Below are 21,767 nucleotides of genomic sequence, written 5' to 3'. Positions count from 1 at the left end.
CTGGCGCCCACTCATTCAAGGTGAACGCATGCAAATCACGCCCGAAATTGTCGCCTCATTCCGGGCGGTTCAGCTCGCATTCACGGACACAACGAAGTGGCCCGATGCCGTGGTGCAGGAATCCCTGTGCGAGGCTGATTGCGAAACCGGTAGCAGCCGCTGGGGCGCTTACGAGGATGAATGCCACAACCTCAAGCGCCGCGGGCTCTACTACTTCGCCGCGCACTGGCTATCGGTCACGTACCCGACCGGTCTTGGCGCCACTGACCCGACAAATATCCCGTCGACCGCACGCCTCAACGTGGCTGCCAAGTCGATTGGCGATGAGTCAGTGACATACCGGGTCGGCGCCATTCAGGAAACCGAAAACGACTGGCTGTCCCTCACCAACTACGGCGTTCAGTTCCTGCGACTGCGTCGTCGCGTAGGCATGGGTGCCAAGGCGGTTTAAATGATCACCCTCGACATCCAAGGCTTTCAGGAGCTGCAGGACGAACTGTCCAAGGAACTTGCGGCGCTGAGGTCAGACAAGGTCGTAACTGTCGGCATTCATGAGGAGGCCGGCGATGTCGAGTCAGGCGACCTGACCATGGCCAGTCTCGGCGCGATCAACGAGTTCGGCGCCGACATCAAACACCCGGGCGGAACGTCCTACGGCTACGCCAGCAAGGCTGCTGCCGACCGCGATGAGGTTCGCTTCCTCAAGACGGGCAAGGGATACATGGAACTGGGCGTGACCCAGGCGCACACCATCAACATCCCGGCTAGGCCATGGCTTGAGCCGGGAGTGTCGAGCGCAACGCCAGAGGTCCTGCTGACCATTCAGGATGGCATGGAGGCCGGACAATCGATGGATCAGATCCTTGAGGCTGTCGGCGTGGTCGCGGCGGCCGCGGTGAAGGTCTACATGACCGAACTGAAGACCCCGCCAAACGCCGCATCGACCATTCGCAAGAAAGGCAGCTCCAACCCGCTGATTGCTGATGGGCACATGCGCCAGTCAGTCACGCACAAAGTATCTATCGGACCCGTTACGGAGGGACTGGAATGAGCAGCACGCTGAGCATGGCCGGTCACGTTGATGACACGTTCGTCAGTGTTCCGGCATCGCGCACTGTCTCGGTGGACGGTCAGTATGTCGAAGGCATATGGGTTCCCGGCACGACCGATACGAAGCCCTACACGGTCAACATCCAACAGGCCAGTGACCGGGAAGTGGATTTCATCCGCCAGGGCGGCGAGCGGATCACCGACGTGCGCCGCATCTATATCAACCAGGGCGAGATGCAGTTGATCGACCAGACCGGGACATGGACGTTTCTCGGCCAGCAGTGGAAGGCCGTCAAGTGCGACAACCGATACTGGCGCGACTACTGCAAAGTCATCGTTATGCGCATTGACGACCAGTCAGGCGGCCCAGCATGACCAACGAAGAATTATTCAAGAAGCTGCGCCCGATCGTGATGCTGGCGACCGGTGTGCCTGAGTGCATCCTGGCGGATCAGGTCGGGCCAGGCAGCATGCCGGCGCCCAAGGGCGCATACGCAACGATCACGCCCAGGCAGTCCATCAGTGAGCGCGGCCAGGCCAACATCGTGTCGCGCGACATAGCAGGGGATCAGGTCGAGGTTGATGTCCGAGCGCAGATCATGTGCTCGGCAAGCATCAACTTCTATCGCGGCGAGGCGCTGATGTACGCCGAGCGCCTGAAGCAAGCCAACAAGCGCCCCGATGTGAGCATGATGCTGCTCAGGGCAAAGATCGGCTGGAACAGCACGGACGCCGTGAACAACCTCACCAGCCTGCAATCGGCCAACTTCGAGCAGCGGGCGCAGATCACCATCCGCCTGATGTACGAGACCAGCAGCCTTCCGGCTATCAACAACATCCTGAGCGTCGAAGTGGCGCTCCAGAACGAAAAGGCGCGGGTCATTGAGACCTTCACCGTCGAAATTGACCCCGCATAAATCATTGGAGCGCTCGAGATGAGTTACCCCGCCTCAGAAATCATCCGCATCAACGCCAGGATCAGCCCGGCAGGCCTTGGTAATGCGAACTTTGCCAGCGCCATGCTGTTCGCTCCGCAGCTTGAGCTGCCGGTGGGCTTCGCGCCGGACACATACCGGACCTATTTCACGCTTCCCGCGCTGTCTGAAGACTTCGCCGACACCACCGAGACGTACAAGGCGGCTCAGCGCTGGCTTGGCGGCACTCCGGCAACCCGCCAGATTCAAGTCTGGGGTGCGGCCACCGCCGACGCTACCCGTGCTGCCACGCTCAACAAGGCCCGGAACATCACCTGGTGGTACTGGACCATGTGGACGGCTCCAGTTCTGGCGGTCAAGGCGGACGTGCTGGCAATCGCCCAATGGTGCGAAGACAACACCAGCATGTTCATCGACAACCAGACTGGCGCATCGGTAGGCGAGATTCGCGACCCGGCTGATGTTGACGATATTGCAACTCAGTTGACTTCTGCCGGCTTCCGTCACGCATTCACTGCCGCGCACGCCACTGACGCCTACTCAGGCTCGGCCCTGGCCAAGCACTTCGCTGCCGTGAACTACAGCGCCGACAACTCGACCATTGACGGCGAGTACAAGAAATCTCCAGGCGTGATCGCTGAATCTCTAAGCGGTACGGCCTATACGACCATGAAAAGCAAGTCCAAGAACGTCGCCTTCTACACGGAAGTGGACAATCAGGGCTCGAAAGACGTGGGTCGATGGATCAATACCAACACCCATAGCACCTATGGGGAGACCATTGACGACGTTGTGAATCTTGATGCGTGCATCAACTTCCTGCGCACATCCCTCTACAACACGACGGCAAATCAGCCGACCAAATTGGGTCAAGACCCTGCTGGCCAGGCAACGCTGATCGGTTCTGCGCGCGCAACCCTTCGGACCTTTGTCGGCAACGGTTATCTCGGCCCGCGCAACTACACCGATCCTGATGATGGTCTTGAGAAGTACACCTTTGGCTTCGAGATCCTGACCAAGCCTGAGGAAATTCTTGACCTTTCAGATGTTGATCGGGATGACCACAAGGCAGCTCCTTTGCGTATCCGACTATTCCGCAAAGGCTCCATCCGCATTGTTGATGTCGACCTCGACGTTTATTGATAGGTGACCCATGAGCCTGAGTAATTTCTCGAACGACCTGACAGTCGTCACCATCAATGGCCGGCAGATCCAGGACTGGGGCGAAACCGCTACCCCGTACACGGACGCGCCGATCGACCCGCGCAGCCAGTTGCGCCGGGGCCAGGGTGGGAACGCCGTGCGCCTCGACCGCCAAAACCCGGGCCGCGAGGTGAACGTCTACCTCAACCCGGGCTCGTCCGACTCCGCATACGTGCAGGGGCTGATGAACTCGAACGCCAACATCACGCTGACCTTCACCCAGATCGGCACGCTGGAAACGGCGCTTGGCTCTGAAGGCATCATCGCGAACGACGGCCAGCGCGGCCGGGCCGGCTCCACCATCACGGACGACCAGTTCACGATGCACTTCAATATCTGGGAAGCGACAAGGGGCTGATAGATGAGCGTTAAATCATTCACCGTTGGCGGCGTGCAGTACAACGCCGCCATGGCCAGCGCTGTCGATCAGGACCGCCTGATGTCGCTGCTGTCCGGCGCCGTGCTGGAGCGATTCGCCACCGCCGCGCAAGCCGGCATTGAGGTCGATGACAAGGTGATCTGCTCGATGTTCATGTCGATGCGCCAGGATGCGAAGGCCCAGGCCGTGCAGATTCTCATGACCCGGGTGTTCATCAACGGGACAGAGCGCACCGTCACCGTCGCTGACTTCGGCGGCAAGATGGTGCAGTACAACCAACTGCTGGCCGAGCTTCTGCGCTGGAACCTGTCCGATTTTTTCGACTGGCTGCCAAGCGGCGAAAAAAGCCCAAGGCAGCCGGGCGCGGAAAGCGCAGCGCAGTAAATTGGTTCCTGATGCGCCCATGTGTCGGGATTGTCGGGGTTTGCCCTCCGCTTTGCACCTGGGCCCAGCTTGAAGACGGCACCCACTCTCTAGCGAGCGTGGAGCGCTTTAATCAGGCGATGGACGAACTGTGGGATCAATACGAGGCTGTGAAGAATGGCTAGCAAAGTTCTGAAGTCATTCCTGATCGGCATCGGCTATGACACCAGGGCCCTTGAAGAGGGCGACAAGAAGATCAACGCCAGCCTGAATGGCATCAAGTCTGGAGCCCTTGGCATTTCAGCATCCCTGATTGGTGCGTTTGGTGCTGCTGCTGGCGCTATCGTTGGTGTCGCGGGCAAGGTCGACAAGCTGGCCATGTCCACGCAGAACCTGCGCACGTCTCAAGCCGCCGTGTACAACTATGGCAACGCCCTAAAGCTGATGGGTGGGGACGCAGAGGATGCCGTCGATACCCTGAAGCGATTCGAGGAAATCCAAAACAACCTTCGCCTAAAGGGTGATGCCGGACCAATCAATGATCTGGCAACGGCCGGCATTGATGTCAGTTCGCTGTATCAGACCAGCACTGGCGAAGAGTTCATGCGCGCGCTCGCGGAGATGATTCCCAAGCTGGACGAGGGGCAGCGCGCCCAGGTTCAAAGCTCGCTCGGGCTGTCAGACGGTGTATTCCGCTCGCTGGCCGGCGGCGTAGAGAAGCTGGACGACACCATGAAGCGGGCCAACTCGCTGACCGGAAGCGTCGACCAACTGACCGATAACGCAAGGAAGCTCGCCGAGAACTCAGCAGAGTTTGGACTGATCATCGACGGCGTCAGCAATGAGTTATCTGAAAAGTTCATGAAAAGCCTGATTGGTGCGGGTGGTGCGCTCAATAACTTCCTAAAGGAACACCGCGACAACGTGAGCGGTGTGATTGATTACGCCTCGGACAACCCCGCGGCTACTGCTGCGCTTGGTGCTTCATCCGTTGCTGCCGTTGTTGGCGCGACACTTGCAAAGCTCGGGCTTGGCTCATTGGGCGGCCTGATCAGCAAGTCTGGGACAGCTGGCGTTGCAATTACTGGCGGCGCTATCGGCTCGAACTTGCTCAACCGGTCCTTGAATGAGTATGTGCCGGGATACGGTGATGCAGCTCGGGGATTTGATGATCTGCTTAAGGGCGCCACGGGGCTGGAGAGGATCAAAGGCCCGATGGAACTCATGTTTGGCGGCGACGGAAACGGCACGCAGAGTTGGAGCGGGGCCAAGTACGAAAAGCCGCAGGAGTACACCGGGCAAGTTATTCGATCGCAGGAGGATATCGACTACCTGGAACATCGGGACCGGTCGGCATCTGACAGCATGCCACCTGCCAGCGGTACCACGCCGGACGAAGACCGCCAGGCGTCGGCTGAGGCGCTTGCGGGTGTGCTGGCCCGCGCACCGATCAACGTTAAAAACCAACTCGGCATCACTCTCGAGCTCGACGGCCAGGCCCTTGAAACCAAGATCAACCAGGTCAACGAGCGCCAAAACTACGAAACGCTGGGCGACCTGAAGACCACAACGGAGCGATAGCCGTGAGCATTATCAACATCTTCACGCGCAAGGCCCCGACCATTGCTGGCTACTCGTTCGATGCGGTTCTGGAAGACACGTTCGAGGCTACGGTTACGATTACCTCCATCCCGATTGAGTCGGGGGTGAGGATATCGGATCACCGAATCCTGAATCCCTTCAAGTGGACCATGACCGGCGCTATCAGCAACAACCCGGTCAAGGTTCAACTGACGGATTTCCTCGGCGGCGCGCTTTCCAATCTGACCGACAACCCAATCGTCTCCACGGTTGCTGGCTTGTCGGCTGGCTGGCTGGCCGGCAGCGATGAGACAAGGGCAAGCACTACCCTCGACTTCCTGATCTGGCTGATGCAGTCCTACGATCCGTTTGACATCGACGCCGGCGACATCCTGCTCAAGAACATGGCCATCACGCGCCTCTCCAGAACCAAGGAGCCGCGCAACGAGGGCGGCCTTGAGTTTGTAGTCGAGATGCAGGAGGTGATTGATCTTGATCGGATTGGCCGAGACTACCAGTGCACGCAAAGCCAGCTTCGCGATGGTGACCCATCAAAGTCGGCATTAACCCGCGCAATCAACCGCGGGCAGGCGATAGCCAAAGAGGCATCCGACAGCGTTGTAAAGTCGGTTAACGGAATTCTTGACGGAGTCGCCTAATGTACACAATCCCACTGCGTGCCGGGTCCGCCAATGCCCACCAGCGGTTCGGCGTGCAGCTTGGCGATAACCTGATCGACTTTGAAATTGACTTTATCTCCTACCTGGATGCGCCAGCCTGGTCCATGAACCTGCTACGTGACGGCAGCCGCATCGTGGCCGGTGCAATGCTCGAGCCTGGCAGCGACATCATCCAGAGCTACCGATCCGGTATCGGGCAGATGGTGTTCACCGGCAAAGACGTGACCCTCGATAACCTGGGCATCGATAACTTCCTCGTCTGGATACCTCCACTGGTGGAAACATGAGAGAGCGTGTTTGGTCGATTGACGTGAACGGCCAGCCGTACATTGGGCTCCAGTCCGGTCGCCGGCAGTTCCGCATCCAGTTCAACATTGATATCTCTCCCGGTGACGCGCTGTCGTTCGCCGACATCCGCCTCTACAACATGAACAAGGGCTCAGCCATCGCCCAGCGCTCGAGCATCGTGCTTCGCGCTGGGTACAACGACAACGTAGACGCGATTTTTACAGGCTTCGTGACCAACACCTTGCGGGAGCGGGAGCCAGGCGCACCGGAGATCATTACTCGTCTGATCTGCAGGTCCGGGCAGCCGGCAGTTGACCGGGCGTCGGCCCAGCTGTCATTCGGCATCAGCACCAGAGTCGAGGAAGTGCTCCGCGCCCTGGCCGCTGCCTGGCCGCTGCCGATCGATATCGACAACGCTCAGTTTGCCGATGCGAAGCCACTATCGTCCGGTCTGGTGGTGGATGGTGATATCCCACAAGCCATGACCGACCTGGCATACGCCTACAAATTCGAATGGATGCAGGACCGCGGGCGGATCGTTGTCACGAAGCCGAACATGCCGCGCACCACCACGATGGTGAAGGTGGACCAGTTCAGCGGAATGATCGGCATCCCAGAGGTCTCCCGTGGGCCAGACGGCCTCGGCGTTTTCGTGGCGGTGCAACTCAACCCAGCGCTGCGCATCAACGGCAAGATCGACGTAGAGAGCGAGTTCGCCACCTTCAACACCGGCAACCTCTTCGTGTCCGAACTGAGCGGTGACGCCAGTGCGAACGGCGAGTACAACATTTTCGCCATGAAGCACTCCGGTGATTCGCACAGCGACCTGTGGCGAACCGAGATCGACGGCCTGCGCGCCGGTACCGCGCCAGCAGCTACCGAAATCGCAACCCAGCAAAACGGAAAGCTGATCTGGGGCGCCAGGGTCGACCAGGCGTTCCGGGTGAAGGTGCGTGAGATATGCGACCGGGTGTCGTTCGATCCCAACTGGCTCATGGCCGTGATGGGATTTGAGACCGGCTACACGTTCAGCCCGGCCGCGCGCAACCCAGGTAGCACCGCAACAGGCCTTATCCAGTTCCTGGAGGCGTCTGCGCGTGAGGCTGGTACATCCACCGCCCAGCTCGCCCGCATGACCGCTGTGCGCCAGCTCGACTACGTGGAGGCTTACTACAAGCCCTACTCAGGCCGCATCCGCAACCTGGGAGACGCCTACCTGGCCGTTCTATGGCCGGCAGCGGTAGGGCGCCCAGACTCATACGTAATGTGGGAGCGAGACACCGGCCCCTACCAGCGTGAGTACGCAGCCAACTCAGGCCTGGACGTGAGCCGTAACGGGATAATCACCCGTGGCGAGGCCGTTGCCTCCGTCAACACTTCCTACATGCGGGGGCAGCAGTTCGTGCGATGACGACTGGTCAAGGACTTGCGCTGGCGATCTGCTACATTTCCGAGCAATACCCAAAGCCTCGCCGGTACCCTTAAATGTTGAAGCCAAGTCTGATTATCCTCACCGCAGCAGTAATGCTGCCATTCATCGCTCTAGCTGATGATGGCGGCCAGTGCGATGGTCGGCAGATGTACAACTATGTCGACACCGCGCTGAGCTCTGGTTCTGGAGTCGTGAATGTGGCCAATGATCCTTTGTACGGAGCGGGCGCTGTTACGCTGGCTCTAAGGTCAAGGAACATGGAGGTTTACAATGCCATGTCTGTATCGATTCGAGAGCACGACCTTTACCTGGCGCGCATGGGCTGCAAATCGCTGAGTGGCGGACCCACCAAAGGAATGCTATCCAGCTTGCGCCAGGTTGACGCCAAGATTGGCAATCTCATTAACAGTCAGTACAGCCAAAAAGGCGTACTGACCGACGGGTTCGGAAACGTCAGATAAATCAGAACCGGCATCATGAAATTTAACAAACCCGCTTCGGCGGGTTTTTTATTGCCTACGACAAAGGCTGGAGCGGGAAATGCTCAAACAAGAAGGCCGCACCAAGCAGGCCAAGATGATGCGCGACGCCTTTCGCGAGGTGATGAAAGGCGTTTGCACTTCGCTGCCTGGGCACGTCCGGACCTTCGACCCAGTCACGCAGCTTGCCCAGGTGCAGCCAGGGATATTGAGGGTCGACATCAACGGTGCCGAGTTCACGATACCTCCAATCATCGAGGTTCCGGTCTACTTCCCCGGCGGTGACTACTGCGTCGAATACCAGATTGATGATGGCTGCGAGGGGGACATCCTGTTCTCTCAGCGCTGCATTGACGGGTGGGTTCAGAGCGGCGGGGTGGCGGCAAATCCAATCGGGCGATTCCACAACATGCAGGACGCCATGTTCCTTCCTGGGTTCAGGTCTAAGCCCAATGTGCTGCCGAACTTCCAGAACAACGGCGTGCGCATGCGCAACAAGGCCGGCACCCAATTCGTCTGGCTGAAGAACGACAACAGCATCTCAATGGACAACGGGGTGGCCAGGTTCAACGTACTGGCCGACGGCACAACCCTGATGCAGAACGGCGCCGGCAGCTTTCAGTTGCAGGCGGACGGTACCTTCCTGATTAACGGCCTGAAGATCACGCCGGACGGCAACGTCATCACCGCCGCCGGCGTAAACCTCAATACGCACCGCCATAGCGGTGTAACCCCGGGCTCCGGGACAAGCGGAGTTCCAGTTATATGACCGTTCGCAGACTGGACGACAACGGCGACATCGTGACGCGCGGCCAACAATTCATCACCGGGCAGTCCGAGGTTGCGCAGACGGTGCTGACCCGGCTGCGACTATTTTTTGGTGAGTACTTCCGCGACATCACCGACGGCACGCCGTGGTACGAGCAGATTCTGGGCAAGTTCACCAGTCTATCAACCGCTGAGGCGGCGCTACGAGCCAGGATCGCCAACACCCAGGGCGTGATCCGCCTCACCAGATTTTCCGCCGACTTCAACATCAACAATCGCACCTACGGCGTGACAGCTGGGGCTCTCACTGAGTTCGGTTTGGTAGAGGTAACACTGAATGGCTAGCCTGACTTCGACCGGCTACGTGCTACAGACGCAAAACGACTGGTTCGCCCAGGAGCGCCAGTTCTACCTGGATATTGATCCGCTGTGGAACCTGGACCCTTCTACGCCCGACGGCCTGAAGATGGCGCACGACTCGGAGATCTTCTACGCGCTCGACGAGACGCTGCAGCAGGCCTACAACTCGAAAGACCCGAACAAGGCCAAGGGTAGCGACTTGGACATTGTCTGCTCGCTGACTGGCACCATCCGATCTGGCGGGTCGCGCTCCAGCGTGCAACTGACCATCACCGCTACTCCCGGCACGCCGATTCAGGCAGGCAACCGCTTCGAGTCGGTCACCACAGGCAGCCGCTGGACGACAGACCAGGCTGTGACCGCCGACTCATTGGGTTCGGCTACCGTCAACGCGACGTGCACAGTCGTCGGGCCTACCCAGGCTGACGCCGGCACTATTACTCGCATCGTGGACGTGGTGGCAGGCCTGGCCAGCGTTACAAACGCCGCTCCGGCAACACCAGGCACTGACGGCCAGCGCGACGAGCAGCTGCGCGTCACCCGCGCGACGGCCGTGGGCAAACCGGGCAACAACCAGATCGACTCCACTTACGGCGAGCTGTACGCAGTTCCTGGCGTGCGCCGCGTCAAGATCTACGAGAACGACACCGATAGCTCAGCCGTATCAGTCGACAACCCTCACGGCCTACCAAGAAAATCGTATGCGGTGATTGTCGACGGCGGTACCAATGAAGATATCGCCATGGCGATCTATCTGAAGAAGAACCCCGGCCCTCTGCTGTACCAGGCCGGCACGCCGTTCGAGGTCGAGGTTACATCTCCAAAATACCCGACCAACAAGAAGGTGATCCGCGCCAGCCGGCCAATCTACGTGGACATGCTCCCGGTCATTCACGTCGTCAACGACGGAACGCTCCCGGCCAACGCCGACCAGCTCATCAAGGAGGCGATGATGGAGTACGCGGCCGGCGATCTGATCCCGGCCGACGTGGGCTTCAAGATCAGTGGATTTGATATTGGCGAGACCGTGCCGTTCAGCACGATCTTCACGCCGGTCAACAAGGTCATCGGGGCATACGGCAACAGCTACGTCGACTTTCCTTCGTCAAGCCTCAATGGCGTCCAGGCGAACGCTGTCATCGCCTACAACCAGATATCCCGGTGGACGGAGAGCAACATCACCGTAGTGATCACCTGATGAACATCCCAGACCGCATTTACGCGCAATACCGAGACAAGCCCAAGGCAGTCGCCTGGTATGCGATCGCCAAGAGGCTCGGCGGGAGCATCGAGGATGCCGCTGAGGCCGTGCGCAAGAGCTACGACATTGATAACTCGTTCGGCGAGCAACTGAACGTAATCGGCCGGATCGTCGTGGCGCCGCGTAGCTTCGTTGGCGCATTCCCAATGAATCCTGGGCTATTTGATCTCACTGACGGCGATGAGTTTGGCGACGATGGCGCGATGTTCAGCGCCCTGACGGTTGATCAAGACGGACAGCTATCGGATGACCTTTATCGACTGGTCATTAAAGCCAAGATTATCAAGAACAATGGCGACGCCACGATCGAGAACATCCTCGACGGCATGAATTTTCTCCTGCCGAAGGCGGAGGTCTTGCGCGTCACCGACGGCGAGGACATGTCGTTCAGCATCGAGTTCTACGGTCAGATAACCAATCTTGAGCGGTTCGCACTGCTAAATGCAGGACTGGTTCCTAAGCCGCAATCGGTGAGATTTAACGGATTCCTTGAGGGGTTCGGAATGGTCGAGTTCGGCGATATGGATGCTGAGTTCGGTGACGAAGACGCAGAATTTGCAGGATATATAGGGGCTTAACATGTCGCTGAAGCTTAACGAGCGGTACCCAAACCGGTTCAACAACCCATCTTCCGAATACCCGCTGGGATCATTCAAAAACAGGACTGCACCGAACGCCAAAGACGGATCATATCTTGAGCAAGACTGGGCGAACGACAAAGAAGGTTTCTTTCAGTCGCTTCTAAGTGCTGCAGGCGTTACAGCCAATGGCGCTGTTGATGCCGTGGGTGCGTCGCAGTTCTTCGACGCACTTCAGGTCTTGAAGCAGCTTCAGTCCGGAACTGCATTTACGACTGCGGGAAGCGCTGGAGCACTAACTCTTACTCCGACTCCGTCAATCTCTGCGTACTCGGCACCTTTGCGACTCCGTGTGAAATTCAGCCAAAACAGCACGGGCACAGACACCATCAACGTTTCCGGCAAAGGCGCCAAGAGCATCAAGCAATACGACTCCACCGGTGCCAAGGTGGCGGCCGTGTTCGCAGCCAACCAGCTCGCAGACGTTGAGTACGACGGCACTGATTTGGTAATTCTCGACCAGTTACCAATAGATGTTACCTCTTTTGCACCTATCAACAGCCCATTTTTCACCGGGACGCCTGGCACAAACTCAACTCCTCCACTACACGACAATAGTGCGAGATTGGCAAATACAAACTTTGTCTATCAAGAGCTTCAGTCATATTTAATTGCCGCAAGCGAGACCGCTCGCGGCCTAGTTTTCTTAGCGACCTCCGAAGAGGTTTCGGCGGGAACCGAGTCGACAAAAGCAGTAACCCCGCTACGCCTTCAGGGTAAAATTAATAACGCCCTGATGATGACTGCTGGTTACAACAGGACATACTCCGATGTCACCGGCTCGCGAGTGGGCGGCACCACTTACACAAACTCAAATAACTTTCCGATTCTCGTGGTTGTCTCCATAGCCACCCAGCCTGGCGTAGATACGGTCACGGTCACGGTTGGCTCGACCATTGTCTACACTGGAGACCTCGGAACTTCTGGGGCGACGGCTCCGGTAAGCTTCCTTGTGGGGAATGGGCAGACTTATAAAGTGGGCCTTACCGGCGGCGCAACCATTAGCAAATGGGTAGAAATGATATGAACGATACATACTTGTATTTTACAAACCCTATTGACGGGCTCGTATACGCATATGACGAGAGTCAGATCGCTATGGGGTATGGTGCTGACATGGTGCCGCTTGTTGGCGCGGCGCTGGAAGCGCATCTGCATCCTGTCCCAACGCACGAGCAGGTCGTTATGCGGAATGGTAACGAGCAGCTTGCAAGAACTGATGAAGCATCGAGGGTTATGGCGCCTATCTTGGTGTCTCTCCAGCTTGGCGATGCCACAGACGAAGAAGCATTAATCGCCAAAGCTTGGCAGGCTTACTACCGCGCTTTAAAAGCGGTTGATCTCACTGTTACTAATCCGGTCTGGCCAGAAAAACCGGCATCGTAATTGTTTAATAGTTCAAGTTAATAAATCAAGCAATACAATCCGGGGCTGCTGCGCCTTGGGCTTCTTTTGGAGATGACCATGCTCAAAATCTCAAGGGCGATATGCCAGTGGGTGTTTTTGCTTGCCTGCAATATTGTCACCGACCTAGTCGGCCTGCTTGTGGTCGCAGCCGCTATCCCGTTCAGGGTTGACGACATCAGCAAGAGTGATGGCCGCGCAATCGTGAGCCTTCCGCGCTGGGCATGGCTGTTCGGTAATGACTACGACGGCCTTCAGGGTGATCGGCGCGGCTGGTGGGCTGAGAACACCCCTTTCGGCTGGAAGGTCGACTCGTTCATGGCGATGTGGTGGTGGGCTGCGGTACGGAACCCGGTCAACAACATGCGGTTCGTCAAGCTGTGGCAGGCGCCGATAAAGGGCAGCACGATCACCTATGTCGGCGACTACACCGTCCGCGATCACCCAGGCGAGGCTGGCTGGCAGTTTGTGACTACCGAGAACAGTGGGAAGCACTGGTATGGGTTCTATCTGGTGCACCAGTGGAGCGAGACGCGGGCCTTTGTAATACGCCTGGGCTTCAAGGTGCAGCCGGACGACGCCGGAACGGACGGCGAGCCTGTAGGCATGACCACGAAAATCAACTTCTACAAGGCGATCTGACATGCCAATCACAGCACAGCAACTGCTGCAGATCACCCCGAACGCCGGCCGCAATGCCGGTGTTTTTGCATCTGCGCTGAACCTGGCCATGCAGCGGTACCAGATCAACACCAAGCTCCGGATGGCGGCGTTTATCGCCCAGGTCGGCCATGAGTCGGGCCAGTTCCTGTATGTGCGCGAGCTGGGCGGCGATCAGTACCTGAGCAAGTACGACACTGGCACCCTGGCGAAGCGGCTGGGCAATACACCAGAGGCCGACGGTGACGGGCAGAAGTACCGCGGGCGCGGGCTGATCCAGATTACAGGGCATGACAACTATCTGGCGTGCAGTAAGGCGCTGTTCGGCGACGACCGCCTGCTACGCACACCAGAGCTATTGGAGCAGGCCGAGTTGGCGGCTAAGTCTGCGGCCTGGTTCTGGAACTCCCGCGACCTGAACAAACTGGCTGACTCTGGCTCGTTCGAGATGATCACCCGTCGCATCAATGGTGGGATCAACGGCTTGGCCGAGCGCGTCGCCTTCTACAACACTGCGCTGAAGGTGTTGGCATGAACACGATCCTGCTGAAATCCATTCCTTATATAGCCGCGGTGCTTCTGGCCCTGGGCGTGCTGTATGGCGCCTATCACCATGGGGTGTCCGTCACAAATGACGACTGGCAGGCCAAGTGGAGTGCCCGCGATACGGATGACGCTACGGCAAAAGCCGTTAACGAGGCCGCCGCGCGCGACAAAGAACAAGCATGGCAACTCAAACTCGACAAGGTGACGGAAGATGGACAACATGCGATCGATCAAGCGGTTGGTGATGCTGCTACCGCTCGCGCTTCTGCTGACAGCCTGCGCGGGGCGGCAGACAACCTTGCCGCTCGACTCGCAGTCGGTCAAGCCGGCAGCCATTCCTGCACTGCCGCCGCAAGCGCGGCAGCTACCCGTGCCGTCATGGTGCTTGCCGACGTGCTCAAGCGCGCTGACCAGCGAGCGGGCGACCTGGCAGGATTTGCTGATCAAAGCCACAGCCGGGGAGTGACCTGCGAGCAGGCCTATGACGCGATTTACAAGTAGGTCACAGCTTGCTCTGTAGCTTGGCGCGCGATTCATACACGGCTGACTTTGTTATCTCAAAGAGATATTCAAGATCAGTCTCGCCGGTCTTTGCCGCTCCCATTTTTTCGTGAAACGAGATCACACGCTCGTTTCCTTTGCGAACTTCGAAGTGGCACCGTTCAAATCCAAGCTCTTCAAATCCGAAGCTGTAAACCAGGAATGCACTCTCGATAGCGGCGTAACGCGTCTTTTGCTCGTTGAGTATCCAGCTGCCCCAACTGAATGAATTGCCTACGAAGTCGTAGATCCGGACGGTCCCACACCGCACGCCATCCAGGCGTTCGATAATGAAGTAGAATTGTTGCTTATTGGCTTCGTCTTCTTTATAGCGGCGAATCCAGTTTATCTGGGCGTCGACATCGCCAGTCACGGCAGACAGGTGCTTGTTGTACTTTTCGTCAATCCGCAGGCTTACGATGAACTCTGCATCCGATTCTTCGACCAGGCGCAGCTTTACGGTTTTTGAATTCAGGTTCATAGCGCATGTCCTTATGATTTGGGTTGGTTACTTTATACCAAACGATGGTTTTTATGGGATTGTGTTCGTTCGGCAGGACGCCGTGAGAAATGACAAGCTGTCATAATGTTGGCATTGCGGGCCCCAACAGGCCCTATGAGACCCCATCCAGCCAAAATGATCTGGCTGGAGGGCTTGCTATTAGCGGGCTCTGAATTAACCTCTACAGGTTAGTATCCTTGGCTTCCTGGCTGCTGGTTGAGCCTGCTTTTTTAAGAAGACGCCATGAGCGAACGAACAACTTCTGCAAGCTGGGCGATGGGGATAGTCAAGGCATTGGAAATGGACGGCCTGGATTGCCATGCCTTGTTCCAGCAACTGGGCCTGGACTACGCCGCCCTCAACGATCCCGATGCGCGTTTTCCGCAAGACTCCATGACGCGGCTCTGGCAGCGCGCGGTTGAGTTATCGGGCAACCCCGCGATCGGCCTGAACATGGGCAAGGTGGTGCGCCCGGCGTCGTTCCATGTGGCCGGCTATGCGCTGATGTCCAGTAACACCCTGGCCGAAGGTTTTATGCGCCTGGTGCGTTACCAGCGCATCATTGCCGAAAGTGCCGACCTGAGTTTCCGCCTGTTACCCGAAGGTTATGCGCTGATCCTCACGGTTCATGGCGATCACCTGCCACCGACCCGGCAAAGCGCCGAAGCGTCGCTGGCCTGTGCATTGGCATTGTGCGGCTGGCTGACCGGTCGCACCCTGCAACCGCGCAAGGTGCTGTTGCAAGGCGAGCAGCCCGCGAACCTGGCGCCCTACAGGCAAGCGTTCCATGCCCCACTGGAGTTCGACGCGCCCTACGACGCGTTGATCTTCGAGCGCGCCGACATGGACGCGCCGCTGCCCACCGCTAACGAGGCCATGGCGCTGTTGCATGATCGGTTTGCCGGTGAATACCTGGCGCGCTTCTCGGAAAGCCGTGTGACCCACAAGGCTCGGCAGGTACTGTGCCGCCTGTTGCCCCAGGGTGAGCCCAAGCGCGAAGTGGTGGCCCAGACCCTGCACCTGTCCCAGCGCACCTTGCAACGGCGTTTGCAGGAGGAGGGCACCAGTTTCCAGACCTTGCTCGACGACACCCGTCGCGAACTGGCCGAGCAATACCTGGCGCAGCCGAGCATGACCCTGCTGGAAATTGCCTACCTGTTGGGGTTTGCTGACCCGAGCAACTTCTTTCGCGCGTTTCGCCGCTGGTTCGATAGCACGCCCGGCGAGTACCGGGCGCGTCTGTTGGAAACCTCGACGGTCAGTGACGCCAGAACGCAGGAATACACAGAACAAAGACTGTAATGATCTCCAGCCGGCCCAGTAACATGCCCAGCGACAAAATCCACTTGGCCGCATCCGGCAGGCTGGCGAAGTTGCCGGCCGGGCCGATGGTTTCTCCCAGGCCCGGGCCTACGCCGGACACGGTGCTGGCGGCGCCGGTCAGGGCGGTCATCCAATCCAGGCCCAGCAGCGACAAGGCCAGGGCGATCATGCAGATGGTGATCGCGAAGAAGAACGAGAACGTGAGGATCGAGCGTACGATTTCTTCGTCGAGGCGGTGGCCGTTGTACTTCTGCTTGATCACCGCGCGCGGGTGAATCAGTTGGTTCAAGTTGGCCTTGAGCAGGATATAGGCGACCTGGAAACGGAAGATCTTGATTCCGCCCGCCGTGGACCCCGAGCAGCCGCCGATAAAGCCCAGGTAGAAAAACAGCATCAGTGAGAAGTTGCCCCACAGGCTGTAGTCCCCCAGTGCAAAGCCCGTCGTCGTAACCACCGACGTCACGTTCAGCGCCACATGGCGCAGGGCATCCAGCCAATGCAGGTTGGTGGTCCACCAGTACCAGGTGCCGAGCACCAGCCAGGTCACCAACAACAAGGCGAGCAGCCCCTGCACCTGCTGATCCTTGATCAACGCCCGGCGGTTGCCGCGCAACGTGGCGACATACAGGGTGAACGGCAGGCTGCCGAGGATCATCACCACCACCGCCACCCAGTGCACGGCCGGCTGTTTCCAGTGGGCCAGGGACTCATCGGAGGTGGAAAAACCGCCGGTGGAAATCGCCGACATCGCATGGTTGATCGCATCGAACAAGCCCATCCCGGCCCACCAGAACGCCAGGCTGCCGAGGATGGTGATGCCTACGTATGCCGCCACGATCAGCCGCGCCACCATGTGCGAACGCGGCATGACCTTCTCCGAGCGGTCCGAGGATTCGGTCTGGAACAGGCGCATGCCACCGATGCGCAGCAGCGGCAGGATCGCCACCGCCATGCCGATAAAGCCGATACCGCCGAGCCAGTGCAGCAGCGAGCGCCATATCAGGATGCCCGGCGACATGCTGTCCAGCCCGCTCAGGACCGTGGAACCGGTGGCGGTGATACCGGACATGCTTTCGAAGAAGGAGTCGGTGTAGCTGATGTGTTGGGTCAGCAAAAAGGGCAGCGCGGCGAAGATACACACCACCACCCAACTGCTGACAGTCAGCAGGTACATGTCTCGGGGCCGCAAGTGCACATGCTCCGGGCGCCCGGGGATTACCAGCACCAGGCCGGCGACAAAGGTGATCAGGCTGGCCCACAGGAACGAGGGCAGGTCTTGGGTGCGCTCGAACAGCACCAGGGTGGCCATGGGCACAACCATGGCGATCGCGAGGGTGATCAGGAAGATGCCGATGATGAAACCGATGATGCGTAGGGTCGGCAACGCCATGAATTGAACTCGGGTGAAAGGAGAGAGGCGCCATTCTACCTGGGGTGCAGGGCATGTAAACCGGGCCGTCGAGACGATGCAGGTCAACTGTGGGAGGGGGCTTGCCCCCGATAGCGGCCTGTCAGTGAAGGAAGTACCGGCTGACCCATCGCCATCGGGGGCAACCCCCTCACACATGGGGTCTGTGGTAGAAGAGATAGCGCAAAAAAAAGGCGACCCGAAGGTCGCCTCATTCAACACGGCACGGATCAGAACTCGTGATCAGCGTTATCCGGGTTCAGGTCGCTGATGCCCAGCTTGCCTGCAGCGGCTTCGATCGAGCCGGTCTGCTTGACCAGCGCAGCGATGGCGTCACGCACGATCTGGTTGCCCGCGTCGTTACCGGCAGCGATCAACTGGTCGTAATGTTCACCCTTGTTGGCATGATCAACCATAACCTGGATCTTCGCTTCGGTCGCGGCCAGGTCAGCCTTCAGGGCGCTATCGGCCGCCGGATCGACCTTGGCCACCAGCGACGACAGGCTGGCGCCCGTCATCTTGGTGCCGTCGACTCGGGTGTATTCGCCCAGGTAGACGTTGCGGATGCCCTTGGCGTCATAGAAGTGCGAGTTGTGGGTGTTGTCGCTGAAGCAGTCCTGCTCGTCTTCCGGCGAGTTGGCCTCCAGGGAAACCTTCATGCGCTCGCCAGCCAGTTCGCCCAAGGACAGGCTGCCCATGCCGAACAGCATTTTGCGCAGGCCGTCGGTGGCAGGTTCTGCCTCCAGGGTGGCGCGGTAGTTGTCTTCGACGTTGGGTTTCCAGTTGCCGACCATTTCTTCCAGGTCGCTGACCAACAGTTGGGTCACGGCGCGCAGGTAAGTGCGGCGACGCTCGTTGTGGCCGCCCGTGGCGCCGTCGCCCGTCATGTAGTCCGATGCAGGGCGGTTGCCGGCACCTGGGCCGGTGCCGTTCAGGTCTTGGCCCCACAGCAGGAATTCGATGGCGTGGTAGCCGGTGGCGACGTTGGCTTCGGAACCGCCGAGCTCATTGAGGCTGGCGAGTTTTTCCGGGGTGATGTCCTTCACGTCGACCTTGTCTTCGCCCACCTGGATCTCGGTATTGGCAATGATGTTGGCGTTGGCGCCTGGGTTACCCAGGGCGTGTTCGTAGGATTTGTCGGTGTAGTCGATCAAGCCTTCGTCCAGGGGCCAGGCGTTCACTTGGCCTTCCCAGTCGTCGATGATGGTATTGCCGAAGCGGAACACTTCGCTCTGCAGGTACGGTACGCGTGCAGCGACCCAGGCGGCACGGGCGGCTTTCAGGGTCTGGTCGTTCGGATTGGCGAGGAAGGTGTCGATCGCGGTCTGCAGGGTTTTCGCGGTGGATTCGGCGTCGCTGTAGACCGCGAATACCATGTCGGCGTAATGCGCGACCACAGCCTTGGCGGCTGCTTCGTCGACCTGGCCGGCAGGGGTGGCAGCCGCTGGAGCGGTAGTGCTGGCAGCCGGGGTCGGCGCCTGGGGCGCAGCGGCTTTGTCTTTACCTTCGCCGCAACCGGCGAGAGAAATGGCAATGGCCAGCAGACTGGCGGTGGCCAGGGGCATACGAATCATGGCGAACATCCTGCTTCGGTTGTTAATAGGGCGCGCGGGGCCGCGCAAAACTGCAACATAATGCGAAAGATTTGCATTTTGTGTAAAGGCTTAAACGAGGGAAATATTCAGTATTGTTTTATCGGCTCAAAGAATGGCTGCGTTATTGCGCTCGGACTGCTTCAAATAAGCTGCCAATTCCCGCGCTGGCAGCGGTTTGCTGTAGTGATAGCCCTGACCCTCATGGCAGCCTTCGGAGATGATATAGGCCTCTTGCTCCGCGGTTTCCACGCCCTCGGCGATCACCTGCATGCCCAGGCTTTTGCCCAACTGGATGATGGCGCGCACGATGGTTGCATCGTCATCGTCGTCCAGCAGGTCCTGAACGAAGCTCTTGTCGATCTTGATCTTGTCCAGGGGCAGGCTTTTCAGGTAGCTCAAGGATGAATAACCGGTCCCGAAGTCATCGATGGCGATCAGCGCACCGGAACGGCGCAGGCTCAGCAGGTGCTGGGCGGCGGTGCTGATGTCTTCCATCAGGCCGGTCTCGGTCACTTCCAGTTCCAGGCTGCGCGGCGGCAAGCGGTAGATCTGCATGAGGTTATTGACCACTCGCGGCAGCTCGGCGTGGTGCAACTGCACGGTGGACAAGTTGACCGCCATGCGCAGGCCGGTGAAGCCCTGGTCATGCCATTCGCGCAGTTGCCGGCAGGCCTGGTCGAGCACCCATTCGCCAATGGGGATGATGGTGCCGTTCTGTTCCGCCAGCGGGATAAACAAGTCTGGCGGTACCAGGCCATGCTCCGGGTGCTGCCAGCGGATCAATGCCTCGACGCCGACCACACGGTGGTCGCGATAGCTGATCTGCGGCTGGTACACCAGGTGGAACTGGTCGCGGCTCAGGGCGTCGCGCAGGTCTTTTTCCAGTTCGCGGCGACGGCGCATTTCGCTGTCGACGCTGGCGATATAGAACTGGTACCGGTTGCGCGAGCGGCTCTTGGCCAGGGTCATGGTTTGTTCGGCTTTTTGCAGCAGCTTTTCGGTGCTGTCGCCGTCTTCCGGGAACAACGTGATGCCAATGGTGGCGCGCAGGCGGATCAGCTCATGGTCGAGGGCGAATTCCGCTTCCAGGTCATCGAGGATGCTTTGCGCCAGTTCAGCGGCTTCGTACGGCTGGTCGATATCGGCCTGCACCAGGGCAAACTGGTCGCCGCCGAGGCGGGCAAGCGCACCGAGGCGGCCACTGTGGGCGCGCAGGCGGTCGGCCAGGGCGAGCAATAATTTGTCGCCGGCCTGGTAGGTGAACTGCTCGTTGACGCTTTTAAAGTCGTCCAGGCCCACGCACAACACGGCCACGCGGCGCTGCCGGCGGCCGGCGTCGATCAGGATCTTGTCCAGTTGCTCCTGCAGTTTCTGGCGGTTCGGCAGGCCGGTGAGAAAGTCGTATTGGGCCATGCGCAGCAGGCTGGATTCAGCTTCGTGGCGCAGGTGGGTATTGCGTTCGATGGATTCGAGCAACTGATTGGCGGTGTTGATCCACAGCCCCAGTTCGTTGCGTTCGTGGCCCTTGAGCTGAGGGATCTTGTGTTCGCTGGGCCGGTCGGGGTTGATCGACGTCAGGTGCTCGATAATCCGCGACAACGGTTTGGTCAGCAGCCAGTGGTACACCAGGTACAGCACCAGGCCCATGGCCAGGGCGCGCAGCACACCGGAAATGAAGATGATCACCGAATTGACAATAAACCCCTGGCCATAGGTGGCTGTGTCGAGGGTGATGCTCAGGTCGCCGTAATATTCGCTGTAGGGGCCTTTGCCGACCAGGGCGGTGGTGAATGTGCGTTCCTGGCCGAGGATCAAGTCGGTCAGCCAGCGGCTGGGGGACTGCTGCATGGCGCGGCTTTTTTCCGCGAGCATGGTTTCGTTGGGATGGCCGATGGAGGCCATGCGCACCGCGTCGTCCTGAAACAGCCCCTCGATCACCTGCATGCCCATCTCGCGGTCCAGGCTATAGACGGCCTGGGTCGAGGGGTCGCGAAACATATCGAGGATGCGTTGGGCATCACTGGCCACGGCCTGGCGTGTCTTGTAGGCATCGAAGACGATCTGCGCGACGCTCAGCGCCACACCCACGATCAATGCCGACAGCAGCACAACCCGTAACAACTTCACCGACAAGCTGTTTTTGAGTTCCAGCTTCAAAGGGTCATTCCTTGTTCCATGCGGGTGGCCTTCAATATGCCATGAGTATTGGCAATCTGGTGAGGGCAGTCAAAGGGACATTAAGAGCAAGCGCCCAATCGACGTTTTGGCTGGATAAACGCGAGAGATGGCAGGTTATCTCATGGCTTGTCTGAAGTGGACGAGGAGAGGGGCAGGCGCTGCAAGCCCTACTGGGAAAAAAGCGGAGGAGCTGC

26 protein-coding genes are annotated in these 21,767 nt (G+C 59.0%); 22 read left to right on the top strand and 4 right to left on the bottom strand.

Annotation, left to right across the window (positions count from 1 at the left end; all coding sequences use genetic code 11):
* Positions 1 to 28 precede the first annotated feature (28 nt).
* The 21 genes from AB7933_RS26380 to AB7933_RS26280 all read left to right on the top strand — a co-directional run bounded on the left by AB7933_RS26380 (position 29) and on the right by AB7933_RS26280 (position 14,528).
* Positions 29 to 451 carry a DUF4054 domain-containing protein gene (locus AB7933_RS26380; RefSeq protein WP_102642886.1) on the top strand — a complete coding sequence of 141 codons (423 nt, stop codon included), beginning with the start codon at positions 29 to 31 and terminating at the stop codon, positions 449 to 451.
* Positions 452 to 1,051 carry a hypothetical protein gene (locus tag AB7933_RS26375; RefSeq protein ID WP_102642885.1) on the top strand — a complete coding sequence of 200 codons (600 nt, stop codon included), beginning with the start codon at positions 452 to 454 and terminating at the stop codon, positions 1,049 to 1,051.
* Positions 1,048 to 1,425: a hypothetical protein gene (locus tag AB7933_RS26370; RefSeq protein ID WP_102642884.1), complete on the top strand. Its 378-nt coding sequence runs from the start codon at positions 1,048 to 1,050 to the stop codon at positions 1,423 to 1,425. Before AB7933_RS26375 ends, AB7933_RS26370 begins: the two co-directional genes overlap by 4 nt.
* Positions 1,422 to 1,967 (top strand): phage neck terminator protein, encoded by a 546-nt coding sequence (locus tag AB7933_RS26365; RefSeq protein ID WP_102642883.1) that lies wholly within the window; start codon positions 1,422 to 1,424, stop codon positions 1,965 to 1,967. Before AB7933_RS26370 ends, AB7933_RS26365 begins: the two co-directional genes overlap by 4 nt.
* A gap of 18 nt (positions 1,968 to 1,985) precedes the next feature.
* On the top strand, positions 1,986 to 3,128 hold the full coding sequence (locus AB7933_RS26360; protein WP_102642882.1) for a DUF3383 family protein: 1,143 nt from the start codon (positions 1,986 to 1,988) through the stop codon (positions 3,126 to 3,128).
* 10 nt (positions 3,129 to 3,138) lie between these two features.
* Entirely contained in the window at positions 3,139 to 3,546 is a 408-nt protein-coding gene (locus AB7933_RS26355) for a hypothetical protein (protein WP_102642881.1), read from the top strand.
* Positions 3,547 to 3,549: 3 nt separating this feature from the next.
* On the top strand, positions 3,550 to 3,951 hold the full coding sequence (locus AB7933_RS26350; RefSeq protein WP_375156287.1) for a hypothetical protein: 402 nt from the start codon (positions 3,550 to 3,552) through the stop codon (positions 3,949 to 3,951).
* Between the two features lie 156 nt (positions 3,952 to 4,107).
* The gene (locus tag AB7933_RS26345) at positions 4,108 to 5,511 is read left to right on the top strand and encodes a hypothetical protein (RefSeq protein WP_305452178.1); all 1,404 of its coding nucleotides are present in this window, start codon (positions 4,108 to 4,110) and stop codon (positions 5,509 to 5,511) included.
* Between the two features lie 2 nt (positions 5,512 to 5,513).
* Positions 5,514 to 6,170 (top strand): phage baseplate protein, encoded by a 657-nt coding sequence (locus AB7933_RS26340; protein WP_375156285.1) that lies wholly within the window; start codon positions 5,514 to 5,516, stop codon positions 6,168 to 6,170.
* The gene (locus tag AB7933_RS26335; RefSeq protein WP_375156284.1) at positions 6,170 to 6,478 is read left to right on the top strand and encodes a phage baseplate plug family protein; all 309 of its coding nucleotides are present in this window, start codon (positions 6,170 to 6,172) and stop codon (positions 6,476 to 6,478) included. The genes AB7933_RS26340 and AB7933_RS26335 overlap by 1 nt, the downstream gene beginning before the upstream one ends.
* Entirely contained in the window at positions 6,475 to 7,890 is a 1,416-nt protein-coding gene (locus AB7933_RS26330) for a baseplate hub protein (RefSeq protein WP_375156283.1), read from the top strand. The genes AB7933_RS26335 and AB7933_RS26330 overlap by 4 nt, the downstream gene beginning before the upstream one ends.
* A gap of 74 nt (positions 7,891 to 7,964) precedes the next feature.
* A complete protein-coding gene (locus AB7933_RS26325; protein ID WP_305452173.1) occupies positions 7,965 to 8,372 on the top strand; it encodes a hypothetical protein in 408 nt (135 codons plus the stop codon).
* Positions 8,373 to 8,451: 79 nt separating this feature from the next.
* On the top strand, positions 8,452 to 9,159 hold the full coding sequence (locus AB7933_RS26320; protein WP_375156282.1) for a Gp138 family membrane-puncturing spike protein: 708 nt from the start codon (positions 8,452 to 8,454) through the stop codon (positions 9,157 to 9,159).
* Complete coding sequence (locus tag AB7933_RS26315; RefSeq protein WP_375156281.1) at positions 9,156 to 9,503, top strand: hypothetical protein; 348 nt, start codon at positions 9,156 to 9,158, stop codon at positions 9,501 to 9,503. The genes AB7933_RS26320 and AB7933_RS26315 overlap by 4 nt, the downstream gene beginning before the upstream one ends.
* Entirely contained in the window at positions 9,496 to 10,716 is a 1,221-nt protein-coding gene (locus tag AB7933_RS26310) for a baseplate J/gp47 family protein (protein ID WP_375156280.1), read from the top strand. The genes AB7933_RS26315 and AB7933_RS26310 overlap by 8 nt, the downstream gene beginning before the upstream one ends.
* A complete protein-coding gene (locus AB7933_RS26305) occupies positions 10,716 to 11,357 on the top strand; it encodes a DUF2612 domain-containing protein (RefSeq protein ID WP_375156279.1) in 642 nt (213 codons plus the stop codon). Before AB7933_RS26310 ends, AB7933_RS26305 begins: the two co-directional genes overlap by 1 nt.
* A gap of 1 nt (position 11,358) precedes the next feature.
* The gene (locus AB7933_RS26300) at positions 11,359 to 12,444 is read left to right on the top strand and encodes a hypothetical protein (protein WP_375156278.1); all 1,086 of its coding nucleotides are present in this window, start codon (positions 11,359 to 11,361) and stop codon (positions 12,442 to 12,444) included.
* Positions 12,441 to 12,803, top strand: coding sequence for a tail fiber assembly protein (locus tag AB7933_RS26295; RefSeq protein ID WP_158244157.1), 363 nt, complete (start codon positions 12,441 to 12,443; stop codon positions 12,801 to 12,803). The genes AB7933_RS26300 and AB7933_RS26295 overlap by 4 nt, the downstream gene beginning before the upstream one ends.
* A gap of 78 nt (positions 12,804 to 12,881) precedes the next feature.
* Positions 12,882 to 13,463 carry a DUF7338 family protein gene (locus AB7933_RS26290; RefSeq protein WP_102642868.1) on the top strand — a complete coding sequence of 194 codons (582 nt, stop codon included), beginning with the start codon at positions 12,882 to 12,884 and terminating at the stop codon, positions 13,461 to 13,463.
* Position 13,464: 1 nt separating this feature from the next.
* Positions 13,465 to 14,016 carry a glycoside hydrolase family 19 protein gene (locus AB7933_RS26285; protein WP_102642867.1) on the top strand — a complete coding sequence of 184 codons (552 nt, stop codon included), beginning with the start codon at positions 13,465 to 13,467 and terminating at the stop codon, positions 14,014 to 14,016.
* Complete coding sequence (locus AB7933_RS26280) at positions 14,013 to 14,528, top strand: DUF2514 family protein (protein WP_102642866.1); 516 nt, start codon at positions 14,013 to 14,015, stop codon at positions 14,526 to 14,528. The genes AB7933_RS26285 and AB7933_RS26280 overlap by 4 nt, the downstream gene beginning before the upstream one ends.
* Position 14,529: 1 nt before the next feature.
* On the opposite strand, the gene AB7933_RS26275 is transcribed toward AB7933_RS26280, so the two are convergent.
* Complete coding sequence (locus AB7933_RS26275) at positions 14,530 to 15,048, bottom strand: GNAT family N-acetyltransferase (RefSeq protein ID WP_102642865.1); 519 nt, start codon at positions 15,046 to 15,048, stop codon at positions 14,530 to 14,532.
* 264 nt (positions 15,049 to 15,312) lie between these two features.
* On the opposite strand from AB7933_RS26275, the gene AB7933_RS26270 reads away from it, so the two are divergent.
* Positions 15,313 to 16,371 (top strand): AraC family transcriptional regulator, encoded by a 1,059-nt coding sequence (locus AB7933_RS26270; RefSeq protein ID WP_024077103.1) that lies wholly within the window; start codon positions 15,313 to 15,315, stop codon positions 16,369 to 16,371.
* Here the strand turns inward: AB7933_RS26270 and AB7933_RS26265 are convergent.
* The 3 genes from AB7933_RS26265 to AB7933_RS26255 all read right to left on the bottom strand — a co-directional run bounded on the left by AB7933_RS26265 (position 16,328) and on the right by AB7933_RS26255 (position 21,552).
* Positions 16,328 to 17,782 (bottom strand): TrkH family potassium uptake protein, encoded by a 1,455-nt coding sequence (locus AB7933_RS26265; RefSeq protein WP_024077102.1) that lies wholly within the window; start codon positions 17,780 to 17,782, stop codon positions 16,328 to 16,330. The two genes, AB7933_RS26270 and AB7933_RS26265, sit on opposite strands and share 44 nt — an antisense overlap.
* Before the next feature lie 248 nt (positions 17,783 to 18,030).
* Positions 18,031 to 19,374, bottom strand: a complete 1,344-nt coding sequence (locus AB7933_RS26260) for an imelysin family protein (RefSeq protein WP_024077101.1) — start codon at positions 19,372 to 19,374, stop codon at positions 18,031 to 18,033.
* A gap of 126 nt (positions 19,375 to 19,500) precedes the next feature.
* Positions 19,501 to 21,552 carry a putative bifunctional diguanylate cyclase/phosphodiesterase gene (locus AB7933_RS26255; protein ID WP_024077100.1) on the bottom strand — a complete coding sequence of 684 codons (2,052 nt, stop codon included), beginning with the start codon at positions 21,550 to 21,552 and terminating at the stop codon, positions 19,501 to 19,503.
* Positions 21,553 to 21,767 lie beyond the last annotated feature (215 nt).

Source organism: Pseudomonas gorinensis (genome assembly GCF_042015035.1).
Taxonomy (GTDB): Bacteria; Pseudomonadota; Gammaproteobacteria; order Pseudomonadales; family Pseudomonadaceae; genus Aquipseudomonas; species Aquipseudomonas gorinensis.
Note: the sequence above shows the minus strand (reverse complement) of the source record. Positions and strands in the feature narration are given on the sequence as shown.